This is a genomic window from Streptomyces sp. NBC_00258 (assembly GCF_036182465.1).
Classification (GTDB): domain Bacteria; phylum Actinomycetota; class Actinomycetes; order Streptomycetales; family Streptomycetaceae; genus Streptomyces.
In genome coordinates this window covers 12054457-12077850 of sequence record NZ_CP108081.1, presented here as the reverse complement: position 1 = coordinate 12077850, position 23394 = coordinate 12054457, and the positions used below count along the sequence as shown (strand labels likewise).

The window sequence follows — 23394 nt, the reverse complement described above, 5'->3', positions numbered from 1 at the left end:
TTAGAGCTCCATCCTGCTAGTGGTGTCGTTGACGGTGAACCAACGCCATTCGGTGAACTCGTCCCAGTTCGACGAACCGCCGAATCGCCCTCCGTTGCCGGAGGCTCCCGTACCGCCGAACGGAACGGTCGGCCCGTCCTTGATCGTGACGTCGTTGATGTGCGCCATGCCGGTATTCAGTCGCTCGGCAATGGCGAGAGCGCGGCCCGTGGAACGGGAGTGGACTGCGGCGGTGAGGCCGTACTCGCTCTGATTGGCCAGTGCGACCGCCTCGTCGTCGTCTCGGAACGAGGTGATTCCGACGACCGGGCCGAAAGTCTCCTCCTCGAAGATCGCCATGTTCGGCGTCACGTCCGCGAGCACCGTTGCCGGGAACAGACAACCCCGCGGTTCCCCGCCGGCCGTCAGCCGCGCGCCCGCGGCGACGCTGCTGGTCACAATGCGGTTCACGTTGCCCGCCTGGCGCTGGTTGATGAGAGGACCCAGTCGGATGGACTCCTCACGCAAGGTGTCGCCGACGGTCAGCGCACGTGCGTACTCAGTGACCAGCTCGACGTACCGGTCGTACAGGTTCTCCGCAACGAGGTGCCGCCCGGCACAGATGCATCCCTGGCCGGCGCCGAAGAACGTGCTCCACGCACCGGCGGACGCGGCGGCCTCGACGTCGGCGTCGTCGAGCACGATGAAGGCGTTGTTGCCGCCCAGCTCCAGGTTCACCGGCTTCAGGGCTTGTCCCGCTGCCGCGCCGACAAGACGCCCCACCTGCGTGGAACCGGTGAACGAGATCATGGCAATGTGCGGGTCGGCGACCAGCGCTTCGCCAGCTTCGACTCCGCCCGGTACGACGTGCAGCAGCCCGGTCGGCAGGCCGGCGTCCTCGAACAGTTGCGCAATGAGCACGCCTCCGGAGATCGGAGTGTGCGGGTCCGGCTTGACCACGACCGCGTTCCCGAGTGCGAGGGCGGGTGCGATCGAACGCATCGCCAACAGCAGCGGCGCGTTCCAGGGCGAGATCACCCCGATGACGCCACGCGGCACTCGGTAGGCATAGGACCGCTCCCCCGCCTTGAGCGTCGGGTAGAACTCGCCGTGTGCCTGGGACGTGCTGGCTGCCCCCTCGCGAAGCTCAGCCTCTGATCCACCCAGTTCCATGCGTACTCGCAGGGCGGTCGCGCCCGCTTCACGTCGCAGCCAGTGTCCGAAATCGGCCTCGTGAGCTCGCAGAAGATCCGCGGCCCGGCTCAGGACCGCGGCACGATGGGGAAACGGCGTGCCGGCCCACTCGCGCTGTGCCTCGGCGGCCCTGGCGGCGGCACGGCGGACGTCCTCCGGCGAGGCGCTGCCCACGTGTGCGATCAGGTCGCCCGTCGCAGGTTCGATGACGTCGAGCAGCCCACCGCCGGCCTCGATCCAGCCGCCACTGTAGATGCGCTCACCAATGGCGGTGGGGTCCGCCCAGGTGGCGGGTGTTGTCACGGTCATCGTCTCTCTGCCTCCTGCGTCAGTGGGGGTCGATCTGGCTTGGGCCGTCCCATGCCGCCGGCCGCCTGTTCCTGGTCCATGTCCGGTGTCCGCGGTATCCGGCGCGGTCAACGGAAGGTCACGGCTGCCGTGCCGATGCGGTCAATGCGGACCCGGAAGTGATCTCCGGGTTCGACGGCGACTGCGCGGCATGGTGCGCCTGACAACACGACCGAGCCCGCAGGCAGCGTGGTGCCGTACTCCGCCAGAGCGTTCGCAAGCCACGCGACGGCGCGGGTCGGATGCCCCATGACCTCGGCAAGCGCGGCGGTTGACACGATGGAGCCGTTGCGCTCGAAGACGAGACCTGCCATTTCGAGATCGAGGCCCTTGGGGTCCACCCCGTTGTCGCCGAGCACGAACCGGGCCGACGACCCGTTGTCGGCGACCGTGTCGACCCAGCGGATCTTCCAGTCGTCGAAGCGGGTGTCGACGATCTCAAGTGCTGGGCAGACAAAGGCGGTGGCTCGCAGCACGTCCGCGGCGGAGACTCCTGGACCCTCCAGCGGCTCGGCCAGCACATAGGCGAGCTCGGCCTCGACCGCGGGCTGCATGAGTTCGGCCGTCTCGACGATCGCACCGTCAGCGACCGCCATCGCGGCGAACAGGTGCCCGAAGTCTGGCTGCATGACTCCGCTCATCTGCTGCATCGCGCGGCTGGTCAGTCCCACTTTCAGGCCAACGAGCTGCTCACCGTTGTCAGTTCGCCGCTGTGCCACTTCGCGTTGGATACGGTATGCCTGCGCCGGTTCGAGCTCGGGCTCGGCGGCTGAGAGCTTGCCGATCGGCGTGCGTGTCTCCTCGGCCTTCACCAGGGCGTCCGCCCACGACCCCACCTGCTCATCGCTGAGTCGCATGGTCAGTGCACCTCCGCGTCACGCGCGGCCCAGTAGTCACCCATCAATGCGATGCGGCGAACATTGTCGCTGTCGGTGCGGCGATGACCGTCCTCGAAGGCGGCGTCCGGCCGCTCGGCAATCCGGTTGCTCAAGCGCCCGACCCCGGTGACTTCCACCTCGACGACGTCGCCTACGTTCATCGGGCGAGAGTTTGCGGGCGTCCCCAGCAGCACCACGTCACCCGGCAGCAGGGTCATGTGGCGGGACAGGTCACTGAGAACGTAGCCCGGATCGAACAGAAGGTCTGCAATCGACCCTTCCTGCACCACCGCTCCATTGACATACGTGCGCAGGGTGGACTCGCGAACATCGACGCCGCTGACCAGGCCCGGGCCCAGCGGGCAGAATCCGTCCTGGCCCTTGACCCGCAGCATCGAGCCGTTGTCGGTGTCGCGATAGTCGTGCAGCCCCACGTCGTTCGCCACCGTGAATCCCGCGATCGCGGCCCAGGCGTCGTCGGGGCGCACATCGAACAGGGGCTGTCCAACGACGACGGCCAGCTCTCCCTCGTAGTTCAGATAGTGATGGCCCTGCGGCCGGTGAAGCACACCGTGGTGCGCGTTCACGGAGGTCGGCGGCTTGAGGAAGTAATTCGGTGTCGCCGGCGGCGCAGGATCCCGATTCTCGATTCTGCGTGCGTCGAGGTTCAGATGCATCGCCACGATCTTCGACGGTACGCAGGGCGCCAGATGGGGGGCTTCCTCCTCCGGGACCCACCGCCCGTCCGAGATCCTGAGCTGCCCGTCGCGAGCGAGCACGTGTTGAACGCGCCCCTCGAAGAACACGCGGCGCCACTCCGTCCGGGGCCCCCTCAACACAGGGGGGAGCGAGTCGAAGCCCCACAACGTCATCGTGTACCCCCAAAGGTGTCTGCGGTGATCGAAACGTTCTTGACGTCGCAGAAGAAGTCGAAGCTCCAGTCGCCGCCTTCGCGGCCGAGACCGGAGCTCTTCGTGCCCCCGAACGGCGTAGCCAGATGACGCGCGCCGTAGCCGTTGACCCATACGAGCCCCGAGACGATGGCGTCGCTGACCCGCCAGGCCCGTTGCGCGTCAGTCGTGTAGACGCCGGCCGCGAGAGCGAATCTCGTGCCGTTGGCCAGCGCGACGGCTTCTGCCTCGTCGGCAAACGTCTGGAACGTGAGCACAGGCCCGAAGATCTCCTCCTGCACGACTTCCATGTCCTGGCGCACGCTGGCCAGAAGCATTGGCATCATGTACAGGCCATTGCGTTCAGGACTCCCCCACAGCAGCTCGGCTCCGTCGTCCAGTGCCCGTTCAACGAATCCGGCCACTCGTCGCGCCTGCTGATCGGAGATGAGTGGGCCGACCTGGGTGCTCGGCTGGCGTGGGTCCCCGACTCGCAGTTCCGCGGTGGCTTGCGCCGCACGTTCGAGAAAGACGTCTGCGATCGCTTCATGGACGATCACCCGTGTGCCGGCGAGGCACACCTGCCCGGCGTTGTGGTATTGGTGGGTGAGGTCAGCGACCGCAAGATCGATGTCGGCGTCTTCGAACACGATCAGCGGCGACTTACCCCCGAGTTCAAGACTGACGGGCACCATCCGTTCCGCCGCGCGGGCAGCGACGCGCCCGGTCGGGACGGAGCCGGTGAAGCTGAGGCGGTCGATGTCGGGATGTTCGACCAGGGCGGCTCCGGCCTCACGTCCGTAACCCTGAACAACGTTGATGACTCCGTCCGGGATGCCTGCCTCTGCGGCGATCTCCGCAAGCAGCGAGCAACTCAGCGGAGCCAGTTCCGGCGGCTTGATCACCACGGTGTTGCCCGCGGCAAGGGCAGGTCCGAGCTTCCAGGTGGTGAGCATGAGCGGGGCGTTCCACGGTGTGATCAGCGCTGCCACACCTGCCGGCTGATAACGAGTGTGGTGAGAGACCTCGCCGCTGACGATCGGCGTGCGGTTCAGGTCGACGGCCCGGTCGGCGAAGAACTCGATGTTGTGCTTGGCGCGGGGCACGAACCGATTCCGCATGGCCGCGAGCAGGGTGCCATTGTCGAGCGTCTCGACCTGCGCGAGCTTTTCGCCGTGACGTGCGATCGCGTCGGCGAAGGCACGTAGGTGCTCCCGTCGGCCTTGCGGCCCGAGCGCTGCCCAGGCCGGGAACGCGCTGCGTGCAGCGGCGACAGCAGCATCGACCTCCTCAGCACTGCCCGAGGCGATGTCACCGAGGTCCTCGCCGCCGATCGGGGAGGTGACCGGGATTCGGCTGGCGCTGTCGACCCGATGTCCGCCGATCCAGTGTCCGCGCCAGACATCGGCAGTCACTGATGGTCCGATCTCGGCCGCAGGTGTTGTCTGCACAAAACTCAAGGTGTTCCCCAGTCCATCCAGCTGCACGCCGGGTTCAATCGCTTCCGACTCAAAGGCCGCCAAGATCTCATCATTTATCATATATGAAATTATTTCTTCATGTCAACGAAGCAGACGCTCGCCGAGCACCCGGGCAGGCGGTTGGGCTAGTACGTCGCCCGGCCCCCGGAAGCGTCCAGACACGTGCCGGTGGCGAAACTCATCTGCTCGCTCGCAAGCCAGCAGATCGACGCAGCGATCTCCTCCACGGTCGCGAGACGCCGAAGAGGCACGCGCTCGAGGAGGTGGTCGAGGTGATCGGCCGGCAGCGGTGCGAGCAGCGGCGTCTCGACAAGCGCGGGCGCGATGCTGTTCGCCAGCACGCCCGTCCCCGCGAGTTCCTTTCCGATCGACTTGGTCATCGCGATGATCGCCGCCTTCGAAGCCGAGTAGACGGCGGCCAAGGGGTTGCCCTCCTTGCCGGCGATCGACGCGACATTCACGATGCGTCCGTAGCCATTGGCTCGGAGCTTCGGAATGGCAGCACGATTGCTCAAGAAGGTGCCGGTCGCATTGATGGACATCACACGCTCCCATTCGTCGACAGGGAGGTCCTCGAGGGGCATCGCCGTGCCCGCCACGCCTGCCGAGCACACGAGGATGTCCAGCCGCGGCAAGGCGTCAACACACGCTCGGAGCTGATCCGCATCACGCACGTCCTGACCGTTGGCGGCGTCGAACACGTGGACCTCCGCTCCGCGTTCGCGCAGCATGTCGACGACGCCGGCACCGATGCCGCTCGCGCCGCCGGTCACGAGTGCAACCCGTCCATCGAAGTTCATCGAGGCCCCCTCAGCCCGCGACGACCGGGTTGCTGACCCGGCCGACCCCGTCGATCTCGACCGTGACAACGTCGCCGGGCTGCAACCACACAGGCGGCTTGCGCACCGCCCCGATTCCGGCAGGAGTACCAGTCAGCAGCAGGTCACCGGCTTCGAGTGTGATCGCCTCACTGACGAAGGCGATGAGTTCTGCAACCGAAAAAATCATGTCGCCGGTCGTGGACTCCTGCATGACCTGGCCGTTGACGAAGGTGCGCATCGCGAGCGCCTGAGGGTCACCCACCTCCGTAGCCGGCCGTCGTGTGGAGATCGGCAGGAACGTGTCGAAGGACTTGCCGCGCACCCACTGCCCGTCCGATGTCTGGACGTCCCGCGCAGACACGTCGTTCGCTGCCACGTACGCTGCCACGTACTGCAGTGCGTCCTCGACAGCAATCGCGCGGCCTCGACGTCCGATCACCACGCCGAGTTCAGCCTCGAAGTCGACCTTCGTGGAAACTGTGGGCACTTTGATGTCGTCGCCGTCCCCGATGAGCGTGTTCGGCCACTTCGCGAACAACAGCGGCCGCTCCGGTAGTGGTGCATCGATCTCGCGGGCGTGCTCGCGGTAGTTGAGCCCGATGCAGATGATCTTCGACGGGGTGATGCCGTCCGCATCGGTTTCCTGACTGGCGGTGACCAGTCCTTCCATGATTCCTCCTTGGAACGCCAACCGGCGGACGCGCAACATGGCGGCGCACGGCGACCGTCACTTGATAGAGAATTGTATATGATCCCTATGAGTGATGTGTGTCTGAAGCAGAGAATTTGGAACGGCGCCGTCTTCGGAGAATCTGCCCCGCCGGCACCAGGGCGACGTGCCAGGCCAACACGGCGCGCTCCGGCCTCGCCGGTGCGCCCGGCGAGCTGACTTGCCCTTCTACAGGTCGTCCGAGGAGGTTCGGCCCGTCAGGTCAACCGTCGGCGTGCACCCCGGCGCGCTCTTCACCGAGATAGCTCGAGATCATGAGCTGCTCGTTCTCACGCAGTTTGGCTGCGCGCTCACTCAGGACGATCTCGCCATGCGAGAGCACGTAGCCGCGGTCGGCAATCTCCAACGCGAGCTGGACATGTTGCTCCACGAGAAGGACCGCACACCCTGACTCGTCGGCGTACTTGCGGACCACTGGGAGGATTCGCTCCACGATCACTGGCGCCAGTCCGAGCGAGAGCTCGTCGAGCATGAGCAGCTTCGGTCGCCTCGCAAGCGCCCGCCCAATGGCCAGCATCTGCTGTTCCCCGCCGGACAGCAGGCCGGCACGGCGGTCACGCAGTTCACGCAGCGCAGGAAAATGGTCATAGACGAGCCCTTCGTCCAAGGTCTCGCCCGGAGGCCCCACCCGAATGTGCTCGCCGACAGTCAAACCGAAGAACAGGCCGCGATCGTCGGGTACGTGAGCAATCCCGAGTCGCGCTCGCGCCATCGGCGAAACGTCCGCGAGGTCTCTGCCCTCGAACACTATCTGCCCATTTATCGTCGGGAGGAGCCCGGAGACGGTATGCAGCGTTGTGGTCTTGCCTGCGCCATTGGCTCCGAGGAGCGCGACCACCTCCCCCTTTGTGACGGTCATGTCCATGTTGCGGACAACCTCGGCCCCGTCGTACCCGGCGGTCATGTTCTCGATGGCCAGCACGGTGTCGCTCACTGGTGGTTCACCTCGATCTCGGCGTTCTTGATCAGTTTCTCGCCACTTGAGCCGAGGTACGCCTCCATGACACGAGGATCTCGGCACACGTCTGCAGGAGCACCGCGCGCGATCACCTTGCCGAATTCGAGTACGACGACGTGGTCACACACACTCAGCACCAGCCCCATGTCATGTTCGACGAGAAGCATGCCGATACCCTCACGGGTCAACGTGCGCAAGCGCTCACCGAACTCGAGCGACTCGTTGACGTCCAGACCCGCCGCCGGTTCGTCCAGGCAGAGCACCCGGGGTCCCTGAGCGACTGCTCGAGCCACCCCGACGAGCTTTCGGTGTCCCTGGGAGAGCTCCTGGGGCATTCGGTGGCGAAGGTCCGCCAGGCCGAGGAGGTCGAGGCTCTCCATGACCTTCGTGCCGGGCGGGCGCGGAGGCAGCACCATCTCCTTGAGCACCTGCAACGTCGGGGGGTGGTGTGCGGCCACGGCGACGTTCTGCTCAACGGTGAGATCGTCGAACAGCTCGATCGACTGCCAGGTCCGCGCAAGGCCCCGCCGTGCTCGCTTGTTGGCTGGCATCGACGAGAGTTCCTGCTCGTCGAGCTGCACCGATCCGGAAGACGGGACGAAGCCGGTGACGGCATCGATCGTGGTCGTCTTGCCAGCGCCGTTGGGACCGATGAGCCCGACGAGTTGCCCGCCCTGAACGTCCAGGTCCACATCGCGAACCGCGTGCACGCCCCCGAAGGAGACACAAAGTCCTTTGGCTGAGAGTGCTGAACTCATCGCTGCGCCTTCCCGGGGTGTGCGAGATCCGGACCTGACCGACTCAGCCCCGCGGGCCGCGACCATGTTCTACGAAACATTGCGGGTCACTCCCATCGCGGCCGCGTCAGCGCCTTCGTGACTGCTCGTCGTCGACACAGGCGAGGCACCGGCACGGCGGGGTCGGAACCGTCCCAGGATCCGCTCGATCGAGTCCATCGTGTAGAGCGCAACACCCTGGGGGTAATAGATCACCGTCAGGACCAGTGACACACCGCCGATCCACAACAGCGCGTTCGTGCTGAGGCCGGTCCAATTCTGGAGAAGCACAGCGATGAGGCCACCCGGAACCATCAGGCCGGCGTTGACAGCGCCGAAGGTCGTCGTGATCCCCCCCATATAGGCGAACGCGACGAATCCAAGAGCCGTGATGAGGCCCCATCGGGATGCACTGACACTGCCGAGGTTGTAGGCCGCAAGCACTCCGGCCAGTCCGGCAATGGCCGAGGAGATGGCGAAGGCCGCGATCTTGACGTTGCGGACGCTGATGCCGGCCGCTGCGGCTGCACGCTCGTTGGAACGTACTGCGAGCATCTGACGGCCGAGCGTGCTTCGGCGGAGGTTCGCCACGAACAGGCCCACGACGAGAGTGATCGCGAGGACCTCAAGGCCCACAAGTGGGCTGGGCAGTTTTCCATCCCAACCCGGGAAGCCGGCTCGTGGGCCAAGGTCAAGGCCGAACAACCGGGGCGAGGGAACCGGCGAGTTGGAGGGATCCTGGCCGAGAGTCGGATTGGAGAACACGAACTGCTCGATGGCGACTGCCGCCGCAAGTGTCACGATGGCCAGATTCACCCCTCGCACACGAAGGGCGGGAATCGCTGCTGCCAAGCCGAAGATCACGGCGACTCCGATGGCCAGGATCGGCGCCAGGGGCAGCCCGATCCCGGCGTGCAGGGCGAGCTTGGAGATGGCGAAAGCCGCAACGCCCGCGAGCGCGACGTGCACCAGCGACACCTGTCCGACGAAGCCCACGATGACCACCAACGACAAGCAGATGATCACGCCGAGCAGCGAGTTGACCGTGGCTTGACGCAGGTCGAATGTGAACACCATGATCGCACCGACGCCGAGGACAGCGGATACCAACGTCGGCACAGTCAGGCGACGAGCTTCCGGCGCTGCCGGCAGCCGCTGCTCGCTCAGGGTGCCACGCGAAGGCAGTTTGGCTCCTCGCCAGAGCAACGCACCGACGATCACGGCCAGATACACCACCGACTCCACGCCGGGCATCGCAGTGCCGCTTGTGGTCGGGAACCACGACAGTGTCTGCACGTACGTCACCACGGAGCCTACGATTCCCATGGCTATGCCCGCCGCGGCAGCAACGCCGAACGACGTGAAGCCGGCCAGCAGGGCCGCTCCGAGTGCGGGGACGACCGCCAGACTGATCGTTGTCGTATCGAGCTGCGTGGTCGGCGCGACGATGACGCCGAACGTTCCTGCCAATGTGGCGGCGATGGTCGTGTTGTAGAGCGACAAACGCTGCGGGTTGATGCCGATCAGCATCGCGTTCGTCTCGCTCTCGGACGCCGCGCGGGTAGCCAGTCCGAAGCCGGTGAAACGGTAGACACAGATCAACATCACCGCCACGACGGCCACGAGTCCAGCGACAAAGAATCGATCGGTCGGCACAGGCACCCCGAACAGCGTCAGCGAGTCATCGGGGCCGTTCGGGAAGATGGCCGGCGCGGCGAGTCCGGTGGGTCCGAACCGCATCGCGAACACCGACTGCAAGGTCAGGAAAACGCCCAGTGAAACCATGAGCTTTGCGAGCGGCGATGCGGTGCGCAACGGACGGAACAAGAACAGGTCCAATGCTGCGCCAAGCGCCATGCACGCCACAATCGTGGTGAGGAACGCGGGTACGGGGGCCCATGGTCCGCCGAGACCAATCCGGTGCGGCGGGAACGGGAACGGCATGAAGATCGAGCCATCGGTGCGGAGTGAATAATAAAGGAAAGCACCAAAAGTGGCGATCGAGCCGGTAGCGAGGTTGATGACACCCGAACCCCGATACTGCGCGACGAGTGATACCGACAAGGCGGCAATCAGGGCCGCTGGGCCCAGACCCAGTGCCACGAAAACTACTAGCTGGTCCACGTTGCCATCTCCAACATTGAATCATTGCTCAGATCATGCGGCTGGCCCCGGCGCCGATCTCTCCATCGAAGCCGCTGAAGGATGGCGTACCTGCCTCATCAAGGGTATGTGCGGTTCCTGGGCCGTCCGAAAGCCCGGCCTTCCGGACGGCCCAGGTCGTCAAGTCTGTCGGCGAAGCCGACATTGCGCGTCCCTGTCAGAAGGTGGTCCCAGGGATGGGGTAGACCCACTTTCCGTCGGTCGCGTCCTTCCACTTGCCATCACCAAGATAGGTGAAGAATCTGTTGCCAAGCCCGGCCAGCGCGGGGTATGGCTGCTTGCCGAAGCTGACCTTCGGCTGCCCGAGGAAGAGGGGCCCGGGATCGCTGTCGGCGGCTTCTTTGAAGGTGGCCAGCGAAATGTTGTCAGGACCCTTCTCCCTGAGCCACTTGGCGATGGTGAGCACACCCCCGAAGGCTGCCGGCGCACCGAACTGATCCTTGACGTTTGCCACCTGGGTCGGGGCGTACTTGTTCAGGGCGTAAAGGAAAGTTCCGACCTGGCCAGTCGGGTCTGGGCGGTTGACACTCTGGTATTCCTGAAAGTACGTCCAGCCCTTCGGATAGTCACCGAGTGTCTTCTTGACCGAAGGATCCAGGCAGCCCGGGAACGCAAGGGTCGGCTTGTCGGCAGAGCCGAGCTGCTTCAGTGCCTTGTAGGCCGTGATGCAGGCCTGTGCCGTCCCGGCATTGTTTTCGATGCCCTCGGATTGCTGAACCTTCCCGGCAACCAGTGGTGCGAGAGCGTCCGGCGCATCCGGCTTCAGAAACGCGGTGTGGAGGTTTATCCCTCCCGCCTTGAAGATGTGGGTGTAGACCTCGGCGAACCCGCGGAGCTCCGGAGTGTCCAGATTGATGTTGCTGACGGACTTGACCTTGGCGTAGTCGCGCATGTAAGTAACCTGGGCGCCGAGAGCGAGGAACCCAGGCCGCAAAAAGAACGCGTTCTTCAGTTTCGCCTCGTCGGGCGCGAGAGGCGACAACCCGACGAACGGCTTGTTCGAGTTTCCGATGCCGGCCATGAAGGAAGCCTGTGCGCCAGAAGCCTCTCCTGCGAACATGACCTTGATGGCGTCGTCGTTCAAGAACCTCTGGGCGCAGGCCTGCCCTTGTTCGGGATCCGTGCCGACGATGCATTCCTTGAGTTTGAGTGGATGCCCGTCGATGCCGCCCAGCTCGTCGTTCAGGAACTTCACTGCGGTCCGGACGGACTCCGAGTACCAGGGGACCGCTGATGCGCCGCCGCTGTCCTGGTTCATCCAGCCGATCACGATCGGCGTCTTGGAAGCGTCCGCCTTACCAGCAGTCCCGCCCGTGTACGCAAGTGCAGTCTTGACTGCGCCGGCTCGGTTCGAGCCCATCGCGTCGCTCCCTTTCGAAGGGTCCGATCCCGACGTCGGACTCGGCCCGCACCCAGCCAAGACAAGCGCCACCGCGATCCCGGTGATCGAGAGCCACGACTTCGAGCTGGCCCCTCGCGACGTTCTTCGCATCATCAACGCGCTCCTATCGTTCCAGTTCAGGGAACCGTACCCCGCCAACCCCCGAAATGCTATACTGAATTCATATATGATCTGAGTGGTGATTCTGCGCGTCGGGGTGCATCTGCGGCACTACGAGGTGATGTGCTCTTCCAGCACGTACTCGCGAATCTCCAGGCTGTCGGGGTGGAACAGGTTCGGGGAGTCATCGTCGTTCTGCTGGCGATTCTCCGGCCGGTCCATCTGTGCGACCCACTCCTGGTGGGCGGCCTTGTCGGCGAACCCGAACTCGACCATCACGTCGAAGTCGAATCCATCGCTCGCCGACCCCTCCGGAACCAGGTAGTTGCGTCGATAGATCGGCGGGGACGGCGCCATGCTCAGGATCAGCGGGACATGGCGGTTCTCGTAGTAGTCGACGAACTCCTCGCGACTGAGTCCGTCTCTCTTCTTGAGGAAGACAATGACCTTATACATGCGGCATGACTCCTCTCCGCGAGCGCCGCCGAGGGGCGCCGAGCGGGTCTGCGACAACGAGCGGACTCTCCGCTCGCATGAAATCATATATGATTTCATGGTTAGATTGCAATGGTTCGACTGAAGGCGCCGACAAATCGCCGAATGCCACCGGTCCTGCGGCCAGGTTTTTGCGTGTCCCAGCCGCTAGAACCGGAGTTCGACAGCCGGACCGATGCGGTCTCCGGTGTCTCAGCGCGTCTGGATCCAGATGGTCTTGAGCTCGGTGTACTGGTCAAGCGCTTCGACCCCGTTGTCGCGGCCTCCGAAGCCGGACTGCTTGTAGCCGCCGAAGGGCGTGGTGACATCGCCCTCGGAGAAGCAGTTGACCGAGACGGTGCCGGCTCGGATGGCGCGCGAAACCCGGATGGCGGAATCGACGTTCTGCGTCCAGACGGAGGCGGCCAGCCCATAGTTCGTCTCGTTGGCGAGTCTGATGCCATCGGCCTCGTCATCGAACACGATCGTCGAAAGCACTGGCCCGAAGATCTCCTCACGGGCGATCGTCATGTTGTTGTCCACCCCGTCGAAAATGGTCGGTGCCACGAAGTAACCGCCGCTGCCTTCCAGAGCACGTCCCCCACCGGTACGGAGCTGGGCACCCTCCTTCGTGCCCGCCTCGATGAACCCCATCACCTTGGCGAAGTGGTTCGCATCGATCATCGGCCCGATGCGCGTCGCATCGTCGAGGGGATCGCCGACCTTCCAGTCGGCCAGGCTGGAGACGAGCCGCTCGACGAGTTCCTCGTGTCTGCTGCGGTGAACGATGAGCCGCGACCCGCTCGAGCAGTTCTCACCCATGTTCCAGAACCCTGCGGCCAAGATGTCGTCGACCATCACGTCGAGCTCCGGTGCGTCGGCCAGCACCAACTGCGGGCTCTTGCCGCCGCACTCCAGCACCACTCGTTTGAGGTTGGACTGTGCGGCGTACTGCAGGAACAGCCGTCCGACCTCGGTCGATCCAGTGAAGGAGACGACGTCGATACCCGGATGACGACCCAGCGCCGCCCCGGCAGACTCGCCGTAGCCAGGCAGGACATTGAGTACACCGGCCGGCACGCCTGCCTCGAGAGCGAGCTGACCCATCAACAGCGCGCTGAGGGAGGTCTGCTCGGCGGGCTTCACCACGATGCTCGAACCGCTCGCCAGAGCAGGCGCGACCTTCCAGGCGAACATCAATGCAGGAAAGTTCCACGGCAGCACCGCCGCTACGACGCCGATGGGCTCCCGGACGATCAGGCCCAGGATGTCCGGCGCTGTGGGAGCAACCCGGTCGTAGAGCTTGTCGATCAGCTCCGCACACCAGCGAAACGTGCTGATCGCCTCCGGGACGTCACCGTCGCGTGTATCGCTGATCGGCTTCCCGGCCTCCAGGCAGTCGAGGGCGATGATCTCGTCCGCGTGCTCCTCGAGCAGGTCGGCATACCGCAGCAACACCCGCTTGCGCTCAGCGGGAGCGAGCCGACTCCATGTGCCGGCCTCGAAGACCGAGCGGGCTGCCGCTACTGCGGCGTCGACATCGGCCGCGCCACATGCCGCGACCGCCGTCAGCGTCTCCCCCGTGGCGGGATTGAGGGTGGTCAGCGTCTCGCCGGACGCTGCGTTGACAAACGACTCGCCTATCAGAGCTTGGCGGGGTGTGTTCGGAAGGCTGATCACTGGCGCGGACTCCTCACAATGCTGACGATGACCTGAAGCGGGAGCTGAGGGCTTCGCGGACGCTCGGAGCGGCGCGGCCGCACTGTGGCTTGCGGCTGGTCCAGCGCAGCCACGCAGTGGCCCGATCCAACTACTTGGTGATGTACTCCTCGAGCACATACTCCGCGATCTCGTGGCTGTCCGGGTGGAACAGATCCGGTGCGTCAGCCCAGGCTTCAGGCCGGTCCAGCTGAGCGACCCAAGCGGCGTGAGCGGCCTTGTCCTCGAACCCCAGCTCCACCATCACGTCGAAGTCGATGCCCTTGGCGGACTCCTCGGGCACGAGGTAGTTGCGCCGATAGACCGGCGGCGACGGCGCCAGGCTGAGCATCAGCGGCACGTGGTGCTGCTCGTACTGCTCGATGAACTCGCCCCGTGTCAGCCCGTCGCGCTTCTTCAGAAATGCGATCACCTTGTACATCGAAACGTGGTCCTTCCACTTGTGTGCCGCGCCCATTCGGCGACAGCGGCGCTTCTCGCCGCACCACTCCGGCGAGGGAGAGCCAAACCATATATGATCAGGCACCCCTCCACAATCGACTACTCCCATTCCGAGTAGAGCAGGGCGGGTCACCCTCACGCCCGAAACTCGCACCACGTGACGCTTGGCCTGAAAACATATACGATACCCTCGATGCATCTCAGCTATCAAGGAGCGACATGGCTCAGACAGTCACCGCAAATCACGTCGGCGTCTCCGTGAAGGACATCGGCCTCATGAAGAACTGGTACGCCACGGCCTTCGGGTTCGAGGAGGCCTTCGCCTTCAAGCTGCCGGACGGGCGCGGGATCATGCTTCGGTCGGAGTCCGGCGGTGCGCAGATCGAACTGTTCGAGGTCGAAGGCTCCACCAGCGGCCCGGTGCAGGGTACTGAGCCTCCGGGCGCCCCGCAGAGGCACGGTTACTTCCACGTGGCTCTGGAATTCGACGATCTCGACGCCGCGTACGCCGCCGCGGTCGAGGCCGGTGGCCAGGGTGTGTGGGACCCGCGCGACTTCGGGGTGCCCGGCCGCCGCGGCTCGTTCGTTTTCGACCCCGAGGGCAACCTCGTCGAACTCGTCGGCGTCTGAGCCGCAGAGACGAATTCGCCATGGGACGACTCGACGGAAAGGTGGCGTTCATCACCGGCGCCGCACGTGGCGTGGGCCGCAGCCTGGCGGTTCGATTCGCCGAGGAGGGCGCAGACATCATCGCCGTCGACCTCTGTGCACCGGTCGCCGGCGTGGACTACCACGAATCCACGCCCGACGACTTGTCAGAGACGGTGAGTGCCGTCGAGTCCCTCGGTCGGCGCATCATCGCCTCGGCAGCCGACGTTCGAGACTTCGACGGCCTAAAGGCCGCACTGGACGTCGGCGTGGCCAAGCTCGGACGCCTCGACATTGTGTGCCCCAACGCCGGGATCAACACCTTCGCCGACGTGGCGGACATGCCCGCGCAAACCTGGCAAAACATGATCGATGTGACGCTAACCGGCGTCTTTCACACCTGCAAGGCCGCACTGCCCCATCTGGCGCCTGAAGGGGCGATCGTGATCACCAACTCGGTCGCGGGCCTGAAGGGTGCTGCGGGGATCGCGCACTACTCGGCGGCCAAGCATGGCGCCGTCGGGTTCATGCGCTCACTCGCGCATGAACTGGCCGACCGAATGATTCGCGTCAATAGTGTGCATCCCACCGGAATCAAGACTGACATGGTCGTCAACGAGGTTTCCTACCGGCTGTTCGTCCCAGGTGACCCAAATCCGACGCCGGAGAAGCTCGCCGAGGCCACGAAGGGCGAGAACCTGCTGCCGATCCCGTGGGTCGAGCCACGCGACATTGCCAACGCCGCTCTGTTCCTTGCAAGCAACGAAGCGCGTTACATCACCGGGGTGGCGCTGCCGGTCGACGGTGGAGCATTCATACTCTGAGCCGAAACCGAGGCGAGGACACGGCACACTCGGGCCGTGTCCTCGCCTCGGTTCACTATGTCGCGACACGAGTTGTCCACGACGTGACGCCAGTGGGTCAGGCACGGAGGGTCGATCGGCTCCGCATGTGCCGCGCCCGTGGCGCGATAGGCGAACGCGATCATCGGGCCGAGCGTGCCGCCGACAGCCCAACGCGTGCCGAAGGCGAGGCGACACAGTTGCCCACCTCGTACAGCCCGGGGATCGGCACATCCATGTCATCGACGACCTGGCCGTCGACCGTGGCCTTAGGTCCGCTCTTGGTGTCCAGCGCTCCGGCCGACACGAGCGCCGTGCAGCACGGGCCGGTGTCGGCGAGTGGCCACATCGCGGGATTCTCGCGTCCCGGTCCTTCCTTCACCGCACCGTTGTACGACTACGAGTCGGTCATGCCACCGACCACCCACCATCGTCATCAGCCGAGGCACGTCGAGCTCCATCTACTCGGCCTCCTCGGCCTGGAACCCACACATCCCCGCTGGCCAGAGACCTGAACGAACTACCCGCGAAGTACAGAGCTAGACGGCAGCCATTGACAAGCCAATGTTTTCATATATGATTAATGGATGTTTGAGTCATCGACTGTGGTCCCGCGGGGCACGACTCCCACCCCTTACAGGTGGACAGAGACGTGGCTTGATGACCCGACGCCCGCAATGTCCCACACCAGCATCGTGATCCCCCGCGATGGTTCCATCGGCCTTGGTGCGGCCGATGAGCCGGCCCTGGTCTTCCGCGATCGCACAGGCAATGTCACGCGCCGAGTCTCGGTGCCTGATGTGATCGAGCTGCACGGCCTGACGCTGGTCGAGGAGGACGGCGAACAGCGGATCTGGATTGCCGACACCGCAGAGAAACTGTACGGCGGCCAGCCCGAGCTCTATATCCAGGCTTCGCTTCCCGGAAAGGTGCTTCAGATCGACCTGAACGGCAATGTTCTGCGTCGACTGGCAAATCCTGATGTCGCCGCGTACACAGAGACGCCGTACGCCCCGTCCGGCGTCGTGGTCGACGAGCAACGTTTCGGCGGGAGTGGCGACATCTGGGTCGCCGACGGCTATGGCGCCTCGCTGGTGCACCGTTACGACGCGGCGGGCAACTACGTGTCGACCCTGGATGGCACCAAGGGAGCCGGACGCTTCCAGGAACCACACGACTTGCTCATCGACCGCCGCGGAGCAGAGCCCCTCCTCTACGTCGCCGATCGTGTGCACGGGCGAATCCAGGTGTTCGACCTGACTGGTACCTTCGTCCGCGTCGTCGGTGAGGGCGACCTCGGTGGGCCGACTCAGATGGCGGTCAGCGGTGAGTACCTGATCGTCACGGATCTCCTCCGCGGCCGTCTGAGCATCTTCGACGGAAACGACCGGTTGGTCACCCATCAGTTCGAGCACTCATCGGCGCCCCAGTCCTGGGGCGATCTCGCCCGCTGGGAGGCTCAGGGGTGGCCCAATGCGCTGTCCGCGGAAGGCATCGTGGCACCTGTGCATTTCGAGCCTGAAGCCTTCCACACCCCTCACGGGATCGCGGTCGCCCCCGACGGCACCGTGTTCGTGTGCGAGTTCGCGCTCCAGGGACGAGTGGCCGTCCTCGATCCCACTCGCTGCTGAGCACCATTGAGCCCCGTGCAACAGGTCACAGGGGCTGGTGTGTGGGGGCGGGCGGGATACTCGTGCTGGTCGCCAGCAGGTGTCTCTGGTGAAGATCGTCTGACGTGCCGGTCTGGGCCAGCTGCAGGGTTCCGCTGCGCCGGTCGCCACGCCGCTCCTACGATCCGTGGCCAGGTCGGTACCCCAGGAAGTCGCGGAAGGGTGCGGGGATGCAGGAGCTGGAGCGGATCACAGCTCGCCGGAGTGAACTGGACGCAGTCGTCGAGGAGTTGACCAAGCGGCTCCAGGATGTCCATACGGAGCGGGAGGAGCTGGTGGCCGAGCGAGCCTGAACCGGCTGGCCGAGCAGGATCGGGCCGCGGCGGTCGTCCCAGCTCCCATGCGGGTGGCGGGACGGCCAGTCCTGCTGATTCCGCACCGCGGCGAGAATCCCGACGAGACCGCCCTGCCTGGCGATCGTGCGGGGCGCGGACGGCCCGGTGCAGGTCAGGGGGCGTCGGCGAGGAGCTGGGCCTGAACGTGGCAGCGCGCGGCAAGCTGGAACCGTTGCGGGCGAAGATGGCCAAGCTCGCCGACTGGGGCTGGCTGCACAAGCGGCGGGGCGGTAGCGGGCCCTGCCCGCCGGGAAGATCGCCACCGTCGTACTGACGGTACTGCGCTGTGACCAGCGGCCGGGTGACCTGGCCGACGGTAACGGGACAACGTACCACCGTGACTCGCCGGGTCCGCGAAGTCGTCGGCCTGCTGGCTGCCCGTGCCCCCCACGCCTGGACCGGGCCCTGAAGAAGATCACCCGGAACGGTGGCGGGGTGGTGCTGCTGGACGGCACGCTGATCCGCACCCGCTGGCGCACCAGCCGGGAGAACCGGAAGAACTACTCCGGCAAGAGCAAATGTCACGGCCTGCTCGCGATCGCGCTCACCGACGAGAAGGGCCGGCTGCTCTGGTCTCCTCGGCCCGGCCCGGGCGAACCCCGGAGATCACCGCCTGCCGCCACGACCAGCTCACGCAGAAGCTGCGGGCGGTTGGCCTCGGAGTCATCGCCGACCTGGGATTCGTTGGACTCGACGACAGCAATCCCGAGGCCGACCCCGCAGTCATCATCGGCTACAAGGCCGCCCGGAACCGGCCGCTCGCACGCGGGCAGAAGCTGTCCAACAAGGTCCTGGCCGCCGTCCGGGCACCGGTCGAGCACGGCTTCGCCCACCTGAAGAACTGGCGCGTCCTCGGCAAGGTCCGCACCGACCGACGTGGGCGACCACCCTGGTCAGGGCCCTGCTCGTCCTCACGAACCGCGAAGTCCCGATGACCGACGATCTTCACCGAAGTCACCCGCCCACGACCAGCACAAGCATCACACCCACCCGTCACACCAGGCCCATGACCTGCAACTTTACGATGCACACTGCTCAGTGACGGCCGCAGTCTGGAATGGAGGGCTGAGGGCCCGCAGTACGAACCCTTGGTCCGTCCGCTTCAACGACGCGACGTACCCTTGCCGACTCGAGGACACACGCCGTCGAAGCGCGATCGCCTCGGCTCACGACATTCCGTCACCGAGGACATAAGCAACATCGACGTTTGCCTGAGTGAGACTACGGACACGACTGCAGGTTGACTGTATGGCAAGCTCTGCCCTGTCGAGAAGACGCCGCCCAAGCCGCGGGAACCCTTCGCGGACGAGCCAACGCACCTCATCAAGACGGGACAGATGCAACCCGTCGCAAGAGAGACCAGGTGGTTGGAACGAGAGTCCAAGAGCTGACAGATGGGCCGCATATTCGTCGGCGAGGGCTCGATGACCGAGCTCCGAGGGGTGGAGCCGGTCGACGGACCAGAACTCGCGGTCGTAGACGCCGGGATGAGCGCCGAGGTCTACATACACGCCCCCGAAGCGGTGGTGGATCTCGTCGAAGATGCCGTTCAGTTCGTCGATGCGATGTTGCATCCGGCGAGCGAGCAGCCTGGGAAGCCCCAAGACGCGCGAGTGATCATGGAACCGTGCGGTGAGCAGGAGCGCGCCGTGCGCGGACAGCTCGCCTGCGCTCTTGAGGAGGTCAGCTCGGATCCGATCCGCGTCCCAGCTTGCACGCATGACATCGCTGAGGCCGACGATCAAAGACGCCACATGTGGCCGATGCTGGAGCGCGGGGCGGAGTTGCTCATAGCGGACGTCCGCAACCGTCGCGCCGGGCCGAGCGACGTTGTGAAACGACACATCGTGGTCCTGTCGCATCGCGTCGGCCAGGAGGCGTGCCCAGCCGCGGCAGCGCCCGGGAAGGGGGTCGCCGATGCCGAAAGTGGCTGAGTCGCCGAGAGCGGCAAAGCGCACGTAGCTACGTCGTACGCCGACCGCGTCGGACCGGTCGTTAACGTTGAGCATGTCGATCACCTCAGATGGCTAGGCGGCTGCCGCAGATGCTGGGGGCTCGATCGTGTGGCTGTCGGGGAAGACGGCGCCACCGTCATCGAAAGCGATCACGCCGTTGCAGAGTAGGCACCATCCCTGCTCCGGATGTGCCGTGCGCACGCGCGCCAGACACGCCTCGCCAGAGTCGGCCGAGGGACAACATGGTGTGTGAGTGCACGTGCCTGCCGACGTCGATCGAGACCGCCGGGCGCGATGAGGCGTCCTGACACCGATCTGAGCCATCTAGGCCTCCTCTCGACTGTGAGCTGAGCCACCCCTTGAGGCTGGTCTCTATCGCGAGCAAGCGCATGGGCAGAAGCACGGATATGGGCGTAGGCAATGACGCCGGACATACGTAGAGCCCGGCGAATGCGACCGGGTACGCCGCCTCCACCAGCCAGACGAGCTCGCGGCCGAGCGCTCGGCCAGGGATAGGCTTGGACGGCGGACAGCATCGAAGGGAGTTGGCCATGGTCAGTGGCACCTCGCGAGCAGCTGGAAATCTGTCTGCCGAAGTGACCAACCTGGTGGGCAGGCGGGGAGAATCTGCCGAGGTTCGGCGGTTGCTCGCTGCGTCGAGGCTGGTGACGCTGACCGGACCTGGAGGTGTCGGTAAGACGCGGCTTGCCATCGATGTGGCTCGCAGACTGCAGAGCTCGTTTCACGACGGTGCTTGGCTGACTGCTCTGGCGCAACTGACCGAGCCGGATCTCCTGGTGCCGACTCTGATGTCGGCTATCGACAACGGAGCCTATGAGTCGGTCCGGGTAGAGGAGCTCACGGCACTCATCGGAGACCGGCAGATGCTGCTCGTGCTCGACAACTGCGAGCATCTCCTGGATGCCTGTGCTGCCTTGACTGCCGAGGTGCTGCGTTCATGCCCGTACATTCGGGTGCTCACGACGAGTCTGGAGCCGTTGCAGATCGACGGAGAGTCGCTGTATCGCGTACCGCCGCTGTCGGTGACGCTGTCAGGGCGGACGTTCGGTGCAGCTGTCGCGGGCTCCGATGCGGTGAAGCTCTTCATGCAGCGTGCTCGCGCGTTCAACCCTGACTTTTCGACCACCGAAGACGAAGAGCGCGCAATCGTGGACCTGTGCCGGCGTCTCGATGGGCTTCCGTTGGCCATCGAGTTGGCAGCTGCTGCCACGCGTGCCATGCCCGTCAAGGTGCTGGCAGAAAGGGCACGCGACGCCTTGACGCTGAGGTCCGCAGGAAGCCGGACGGCGCCATCGCGCCACCAGACACTGCGAGCCACGATGGACTACACATACCAGCTGTGCTCGGGGAAGGCTGGAAAGCTTTGGGCATGTATGTCCGTTTTCCGAAGTGGCGTGGACATCGTGGGACTCGAACAAGTCTGCGTCGGGGACGACCTACCCCTAGAGGACCTCTGGTCGACACTCGCTGAGCTCGTCGACAAGTCCATCGTCAACTTGAACGGTTCCCGTTACGTGATGCTTGAGGTCATCCGGCGGTATGGACAGGAGCGTCTTACCGAGCTGGGCGAGGAGGACGTCGTACGCAGCAAGCTGCGCAGTTATGTCGAAGATATCGTCGACGAGCTGCACTCTGGTTGGTTCGGCCCCGGGCAGCAGGCGGTCCTGGCCCGCGTCCTTACGGAACGGGCGAGCGTGCGGGATGTGCTCTCCGACTATCTTCGCAAGTCGGCTGACCTGCGCAGTGGTCTGCGCGTCGCGGCGAACCTCTGGCCGCTGTGGATCAGTAGCGGCAATCCCGCCGAGGGTCGGCACTGGCTGGACGCGCTACTGACGGCGTCGACGGAGCCAACGCAGGAGCGTGCGGCCGCTTTGTGGGTGGACGCACGGCTCACGCTCATGGAGGGAGACCTCACCGGAGCGCTCCGACTCCTTGACGAGTGTGAGAGCGTCGCCAGCGCCTTGGGCGATCTCGTCAGCCTCGCCCGGGCCACCACGTGCCGCGGCGGCGCCTACCTCTACGCGGGCCGCGTCGAGGACGCCATGCCTTTCCTCAAGCGGGGAGTCAAGCTCGAGCGCAATCTGCAAGACGACAATCCTCATCGTGCGGTCGGCATGGGTGAACTCGCATTCGCGCTGATCTTGCGGGGCGACCTGGAAGGCGCGGAGCAGGTTCTCAACGAGGCGAAGGCGTTCTGCGCGCGACACGGCGAACAGCTCCTCCTGTCCTGGGTCCTGGTCTATCAGGGTCTGGTCGCCCTGCTCGATGAGCGGGTCGGGGATTGCGTAGCGCTGGTCGTTGATGCCCTTGACCGGAAGCGAGCCGTTGACGACCCGCTGGGGATCACCTACGCGATCGAGATCCTCGGGTGGGCGTCGTTCGCCCGCGGGGATGCGAGACGAGCCGCTGCTCTGCTCAGCGCAAACGAGGTCAGAGCTGAACGGCCGGGAACACACCTGATGCGGGACATGCCTATGGTGGAGTGGCACGCCAGCTACGTGGGCCAGGTGCGCGAGCGCCTCGGTGCGCGAGCTTTCGAAGCGGCCTGGGAGCGCGGCCGCCGCCTCACCGGTGCCGACCTGTTCGACTACGCGCTCGCCGCCAAAGTTCCGGCAGTCCACGACGCTCCCGATCTGCCGTTGACGCCCCGCGAACGCGAGATCGCCGAGCTGGTCGCGGTTGGGAAGACCAACAAAGAGATCGCGTCGACGCTGGTCATCGCTCACCGAACGGTTGACACACATGTCGAGAACATCCTGACCAAGCTCGACTTCAAGTCGCGTACGCAGATTGCTGCCTTGTTCGGGGCTCGTGCCCGACCCGAGACCTGAGCCGACGCCAGGGCGTCACGATCGCGTGACAACGAGAGAAGCGGCCCACGCCTGCCATCGAGCCGATCGACGGACGCGGCAGAGACTGGTTACTCAGTCAACCTGCGTACGCTGCTCGGTGCCGGCCCGGCCATCCGCACGAACCCAGCGCACGGTAACTTGACCGCGCCGCGTGAAACGGACCAGGTGACGGCCTACGACGTCTTCGAGGTCGTCGAGGTCGTCGGTTGGTCCGTACACCCGCAGGATCAGCGCTTCACTGCGCGCCTCGACCTCAGCCCGGGCTTCACCGAGCGAGATCCACCCGGTGCCCTCATCATCGGACCATTCCCCGCCCGAGTGCCGCCCCAGGTGGGCCACAAGCTGCTTACCGAATCGTGCGGGTCGCTCAGTGGTCACGACTGCTGTGCTCGCGGCGGTCGGCGCGTTTGTCATGCTGATCTCCTCCGAATACCTACGTCGGGTGTGGGCTCTTCCGAGCACAGGATGCTGGCTCGGTGTGTCATACTGTCGAGCTCGATCATGGTGACCCCACCCCTCCGGCAATGAGGACGAACTCTGCCGTCATCAGCCAAGTGAAGATTCCTTTGAAGGTGATGCGGGCGACGATCGATGTCAGGACGATGCCGACGGCCGTCCAATGGCGTAGACGACACCCATGGGGATGCCTTCGTGCAGCACGAGCGCGAGCATGCAACGAGATCAGCTATCCCAGGGCCAGGAGGCCGACCCAGATCCT

24 protein-coding genes are annotated in these 23394 nt (G+C 65.1%); 7 read left to right on the top strand and 17 right to left on the bottom strand.

All coding sequences use genetic code 11. The features are described from left to right. The 13 genes from OG718_RS53575 to OG718_RS53515 all read right to left on the bottom strand — a co-directional run bounded on the left by OG718_RS53575 (position 1) and on the right by OG718_RS53515 (position 14333). Entirely contained in the window at positions 1 to 1482 is a 1482-nt protein-coding gene (locus OG718_RS53575; RefSeq protein WP_328842731.1) for an aldehyde dehydrogenase family protein, read from the bottom strand. Between the two features lie 107 nt (positions 1483 to 1589). Then, the gene (locus tag OG718_RS53570) at positions 1590 to 2333 is read right to left on the bottom strand and encodes a 2-keto-4-pentenoate hydratase (protein ID WP_328842732.1); all 744 of its coding nucleotides are present in this window, start codon (positions 2331 to 2333) and stop codon (positions 1590 to 1592) included. A gap of 47 nt (positions 2334 to 2380) precedes the next feature. Further along, the gene (locus OG718_RS53565) at positions 2381 to 3271 is read right to left on the bottom strand and encodes a fumarylacetoacetate hydrolase family protein (RefSeq protein WP_443054853.1); all 891 of its coding nucleotides are present in this window, start codon (positions 3269 to 3271) and stop codon (positions 2381 to 2383) included. Next, complete coding sequence (locus tag OG718_RS53560; protein WP_328842734.1) at positions 3268 to 4830, bottom strand: aldehyde dehydrogenase family protein; 1563 nt, start codon at positions 4828 to 4830, stop codon at positions 3268 to 3270. The genes OG718_RS53565 and OG718_RS53560 overlap by 4 nt, the downstream gene beginning before the upstream one ends. Positions 4831 to 4895: 65 nt before the next feature. Further along, complete coding sequence (locus tag OG718_RS53555) at positions 4896 to 5570, bottom strand: SDR family NAD(P)-dependent oxidoreductase (protein ID WP_328842735.1); 675 nt, start codon at positions 5568 to 5570, stop codon at positions 4896 to 4898. 10 nt (positions 5571 to 5580) lie between these two features. After that, complete coding sequence (locus tag OG718_RS53550) at positions 5581 to 6261, bottom strand: fumarylacetoacetate hydrolase family protein (protein WP_328842736.1); 681 nt, start codon at positions 6259 to 6261, stop codon at positions 5581 to 5583. 262 nt (positions 6262 to 6523) lie between these two features. After that, positions 6524 to 7255, bottom strand: a complete 732-nt coding sequence (locus OG718_RS53545; RefSeq protein WP_328842737.1) for an ABC transporter ATP-binding protein — start codon at positions 7253 to 7255, stop codon at positions 6524 to 6526. Then, entirely contained in the window at positions 7252 to 8103 is an 852-nt protein-coding gene (locus OG718_RS53540; protein ID WP_328842738.1) for an ABC transporter ATP-binding protein, read from the bottom strand. The genes OG718_RS53545 and OG718_RS53540 overlap by 4 nt, the downstream gene beginning before the upstream one ends. A 3-nt stretch (positions 8104 to 8106) precedes the next feature. Continuing rightward, complete coding sequence (locus OG718_RS53535) at positions 8107 to 10158, bottom strand: ABC transporter permease (RefSeq protein ID WP_328842739.1); 2052 nt, start codon at positions 10156 to 10158, stop codon at positions 8107 to 8109. A gap of 217 nt (positions 10159 to 10375) precedes the next feature. Beyond that, complete coding sequence (locus OG718_RS53530) at positions 10376 to 11578, bottom strand: ABC transporter substrate-binding protein (protein ID WP_328842740.1); 1203 nt, start codon at positions 11576 to 11578, stop codon at positions 10376 to 10378. Between the two features lie 252 nt (positions 11579 to 11830). Then, the gene (locus OG718_RS53525) at positions 11831 to 12175 is read right to left on the bottom strand and encodes an EthD domain-containing protein (protein ID WP_328842741.1); all 345 of its coding nucleotides are present in this window, start codon (positions 12173 to 12175) and stop codon (positions 11831 to 11833) included. A 231-nt stretch (positions 12176 to 12406) separates the two neighbouring features. Further along, positions 12407 to 13873, bottom strand: a complete 1467-nt coding sequence (locus OG718_RS53520) for an aldehyde dehydrogenase (protein WP_328842742.1) — start codon at positions 13871 to 13873, stop codon at positions 12407 to 12409. Positions 13874 to 14003: 130 nt separating this feature from the next. Next, positions 14004 to 14333 carry an EthD domain-containing protein gene (locus OG718_RS53515; RefSeq protein WP_328842743.1) on the bottom strand — a complete coding sequence of 110 codons (330 nt, stop codon included), beginning with the start codon at positions 14331 to 14333 and terminating at the stop codon, positions 14004 to 14006. A gap of 239 nt (positions 14334 to 14572) precedes the next feature. Between OG718_RS53515 and OG718_RS53510 the strand changes: the two genes are divergently transcribed. Both OG718_RS53510 and OG718_RS53505 read left to right on the top strand, forming a co-directional pair. Beyond that, positions 14573 to 14983, top strand: a complete 411-nt coding sequence (locus OG718_RS53510; protein ID WP_328842744.1) for a VOC family protein — start codon at positions 14573 to 14575, stop codon at positions 14981 to 14983. 20 nt (positions 14984 to 15003) lie between these two features. Continuing rightward, positions 15004 to 15825: a mycofactocin-coupled SDR family oxidoreductase gene (locus OG718_RS53505; RefSeq protein WP_328842745.1), complete on the top strand. Its 822-nt coding sequence runs from the start codon at positions 15004 to 15006 to the stop codon at positions 15823 to 15825. Between the two features lie 160 nt (positions 15826 to 15985). Here the strand turns inward: OG718_RS53505 and OG718_RS53500 are convergent, their stop codons facing one another. Continuing rightward, on the bottom strand, positions 15986 to 16225 hold the full coding sequence (locus OG718_RS53500; protein WP_328842746.1) for a hypothetical protein: 240 nt from the start codon (positions 16223 to 16225) through the stop codon (positions 15986 to 15988). 295 nt (positions 16226 to 16520) lie between these two features. Between OG718_RS53500 and OG718_RS53495 the strand changes: the two genes are divergently transcribed. The 4 genes from OG718_RS53495 (at position 16521) to OG718_RS53480 (ending at position 18783) form a co-directional block, all read left to right on the top strand. Then, positions 16521 to 17474, top strand: coding sequence for a hypothetical protein (locus OG718_RS53495; RefSeq protein WP_328842747.1), 954 nt, complete (start codon positions 16521 to 16523; stop codon positions 17472 to 17474). A gap of 209 nt (positions 17475 to 17683) precedes the next feature. Continuing rightward, positions 17684 to 17806, top strand: coding sequence for a hypothetical protein (locus tag OG718_RS53490; RefSeq protein WP_328842748.1), 123 nt, complete (start codon positions 17684 to 17686; stop codon positions 17804 to 17806). A gap of 187 nt (positions 17807 to 17993) precedes the next feature. Beyond that, positions 17994 to 18122 (top strand): hypothetical protein, encoded by a 129-nt coding sequence (locus tag OG718_RS53485; protein ID WP_328842749.1) that lies wholly within the window; start codon positions 17994 to 17996, stop codon positions 18120 to 18122. 244 nt (positions 18123 to 18366) lie between these two features. Further along, positions 18367 to 18783, top strand: coding sequence for a transposase family protein (locus tag OG718_RS53480; protein WP_328842750.1), 417 nt, complete (start codon positions 18367 to 18369; stop codon positions 18781 to 18783). Between the two features lie 231 nt (positions 18784 to 19014). Here OG718_RS53480 and OG718_RS53475 read toward each other — a convergent pair whose 3' ends face one another. Next, positions 19015 to 19857, bottom strand: a complete 843-nt coding sequence (locus OG718_RS53475; protein WP_328847658.1) for an SGNH/GDSL hydrolase family protein — start codon at positions 19855 to 19857, stop codon at positions 19015 to 19017. A gap of 18 nt (positions 19858 to 19875) precedes the next feature. Then, complete coding sequence (locus OG718_RS53470; protein WP_328842751.1) at positions 19876 to 20127, bottom strand: DUF5999 family protein; 252 nt, start codon at positions 20125 to 20127, stop codon at positions 19876 to 19878. A 227-nt stretch (positions 20128 to 20354) separates the two neighbouring features. Here OG718_RS53470 and OG718_RS53465 point away from each other — a divergent pair, with 227 nt between their 5' ends. Then, a complete protein-coding gene (locus OG718_RS53465; protein ID WP_328842752.1) occupies positions 20355 to 22655 on the top strand; it encodes a helix-turn-helix transcriptional regulator in 2301 nt (766 codons plus the stop codon). A 93-nt stretch (positions 22656 to 22748) separates the two neighbouring features. Here OG718_RS53465 and OG718_RS53460 read toward each other — a convergent pair whose 3' ends face one another. Beyond that, complete coding sequence (locus OG718_RS53460; RefSeq protein WP_328842753.1) at positions 22749 to 23090, bottom strand: DUF2218 domain-containing protein; 342 nt, start codon at positions 23088 to 23090, stop codon at positions 22749 to 22751. Positions 23091 to 23394: the final 304 nt, after the last annotated feature.

What these genes read in the sequence shown, in the direction of transcription:
- OG718_RS53575 (WP_328842731.1), bottom strand. Translation starts at nt 1,482, where the DNA reads ATGACCGTGACAACACCCGCCACCTGGGCGGACCCCACCGCCATTGGT.
- OG718_RS53565 (WP_443054853.1), bottom strand. Translation starts at nt 3,271, where the DNA reads ATGACGTTGTGGGGCTTCGACTCGCTCCCCCCTGTGTTGAGGGGGCCC.
- OG718_RS53560 (WP_328842734.1), bottom strand. Translation starts at nt 4,830, where the DNA reads ATGATAAATGATGAGATCTTGGCGGCCTTTGAGTCGGAAGCGATTGAA.
- OG718_RS53555 (WP_328842735.1), bottom strand. Translation starts at nt 5,570, where the DNA reads ATGAACTTCGATGGACGGGTTGCACTCGTGACCGGCGGCGCGAGCGGC.
- OG718_RS53550 (WP_328842736.1), bottom strand. Translation starts at nt 6,261, where the DNA reads ATGGAAGGACTGGTCACCGCCAGTCAGGAAACCGATGCGGACGGCATC.
- OG718_RS53540 (WP_328842738.1), bottom strand. Translation starts at nt 8,103, where the DNA reads ATGGTCGCGGCCCGCGGGGCTGAGTCGGTCAGGTCCGGATCTCGCACA.
- OG718_RS53530 (WP_328842740.1), bottom strand. Translation starts at nt 11,578, where the DNA reads ATGGGCTCGAACCGAGCCGGCGCAGTCAAGACTGCACTTGCGTACACG.
- OG718_RS53525 (WP_328842741.1), bottom strand. Translation starts at nt 12,175, where the DNA reads ATGTATAAGGTCATTGTCTTCCTCAAGAAGAGAGACGGACTCAGTCGC.
- OG718_RS53515 (WP_328842743.1), bottom strand. Translation starts at nt 14,333, where the DNA reads ATGTACAAGGTGATCGCATTTCTGAAGAAGCGCGACGGGCTGACACGG.
- OG718_RS53510 (WP_328842744.1), top strand. Translation starts at nt 14,573, where the DNA reads ATGGCTCAGACAGTCACCGCAAATCACGTCGGCGTCTCCGTGAAGGAC.
- OG718_RS53505 (WP_328842745.1), top strand. Translation starts at nt 15,004, where the DNA reads ATGGGACGACTCGACGGAAAGGTGGCGTTCATCACCGGCGCCGCACGT.
- OG718_RS53495 (WP_328842747.1), top strand. Translation starts at nt 16,521, where the DNA reads ATGTCCCACACCAGCATCGTGATCCCCCGCGATGGTTCCATCGGCCTT.
- OG718_RS53490 (WP_328842748.1), top strand. Translation starts at nt 17,684, where the DNA reads ATGCAGGAGCTGGAGCGGATCACAGCTCGCCGGAGTGAACTGGACGCA.
- OG718_RS53480 (WP_328842750.1), top strand. Translation starts at nt 18,367, where the DNA reads ATGTCACGGCCTGCTCGCGATCGCGCTCACCGACGAGAAGGGCCGGCT.
- OG718_RS53475 (WP_328847658.1), bottom strand. Translation starts at nt 19,857, where the DNA reads ATGCTCAACGTTAACGACCGGTCCGACGCGGTCGGCGTACGACGTAGC.
- OG718_RS53470 (WP_328842751.1), bottom strand. Translation starts at nt 20,127, where the DNA reads ATGGCTCAGATCGGTGTCAGGACGCCTCATCGCGCCCGGCGGTCTCGA.
- OG718_RS53465 (WP_328842752.1), top strand. Translation starts at nt 20,355, where the DNA reads ATGGTCAGTGGCACCTCGCGAGCAGCTGGAAATCTGTCTGCCGAAGTG.
- OG718_RS53460 (WP_328842753.1), bottom strand. Translation starts at nt 23,090, where the DNA reads ATGACAAACGCGCCGACCGCCGCGAGCACAGCAGTCGTGACCACTGAG.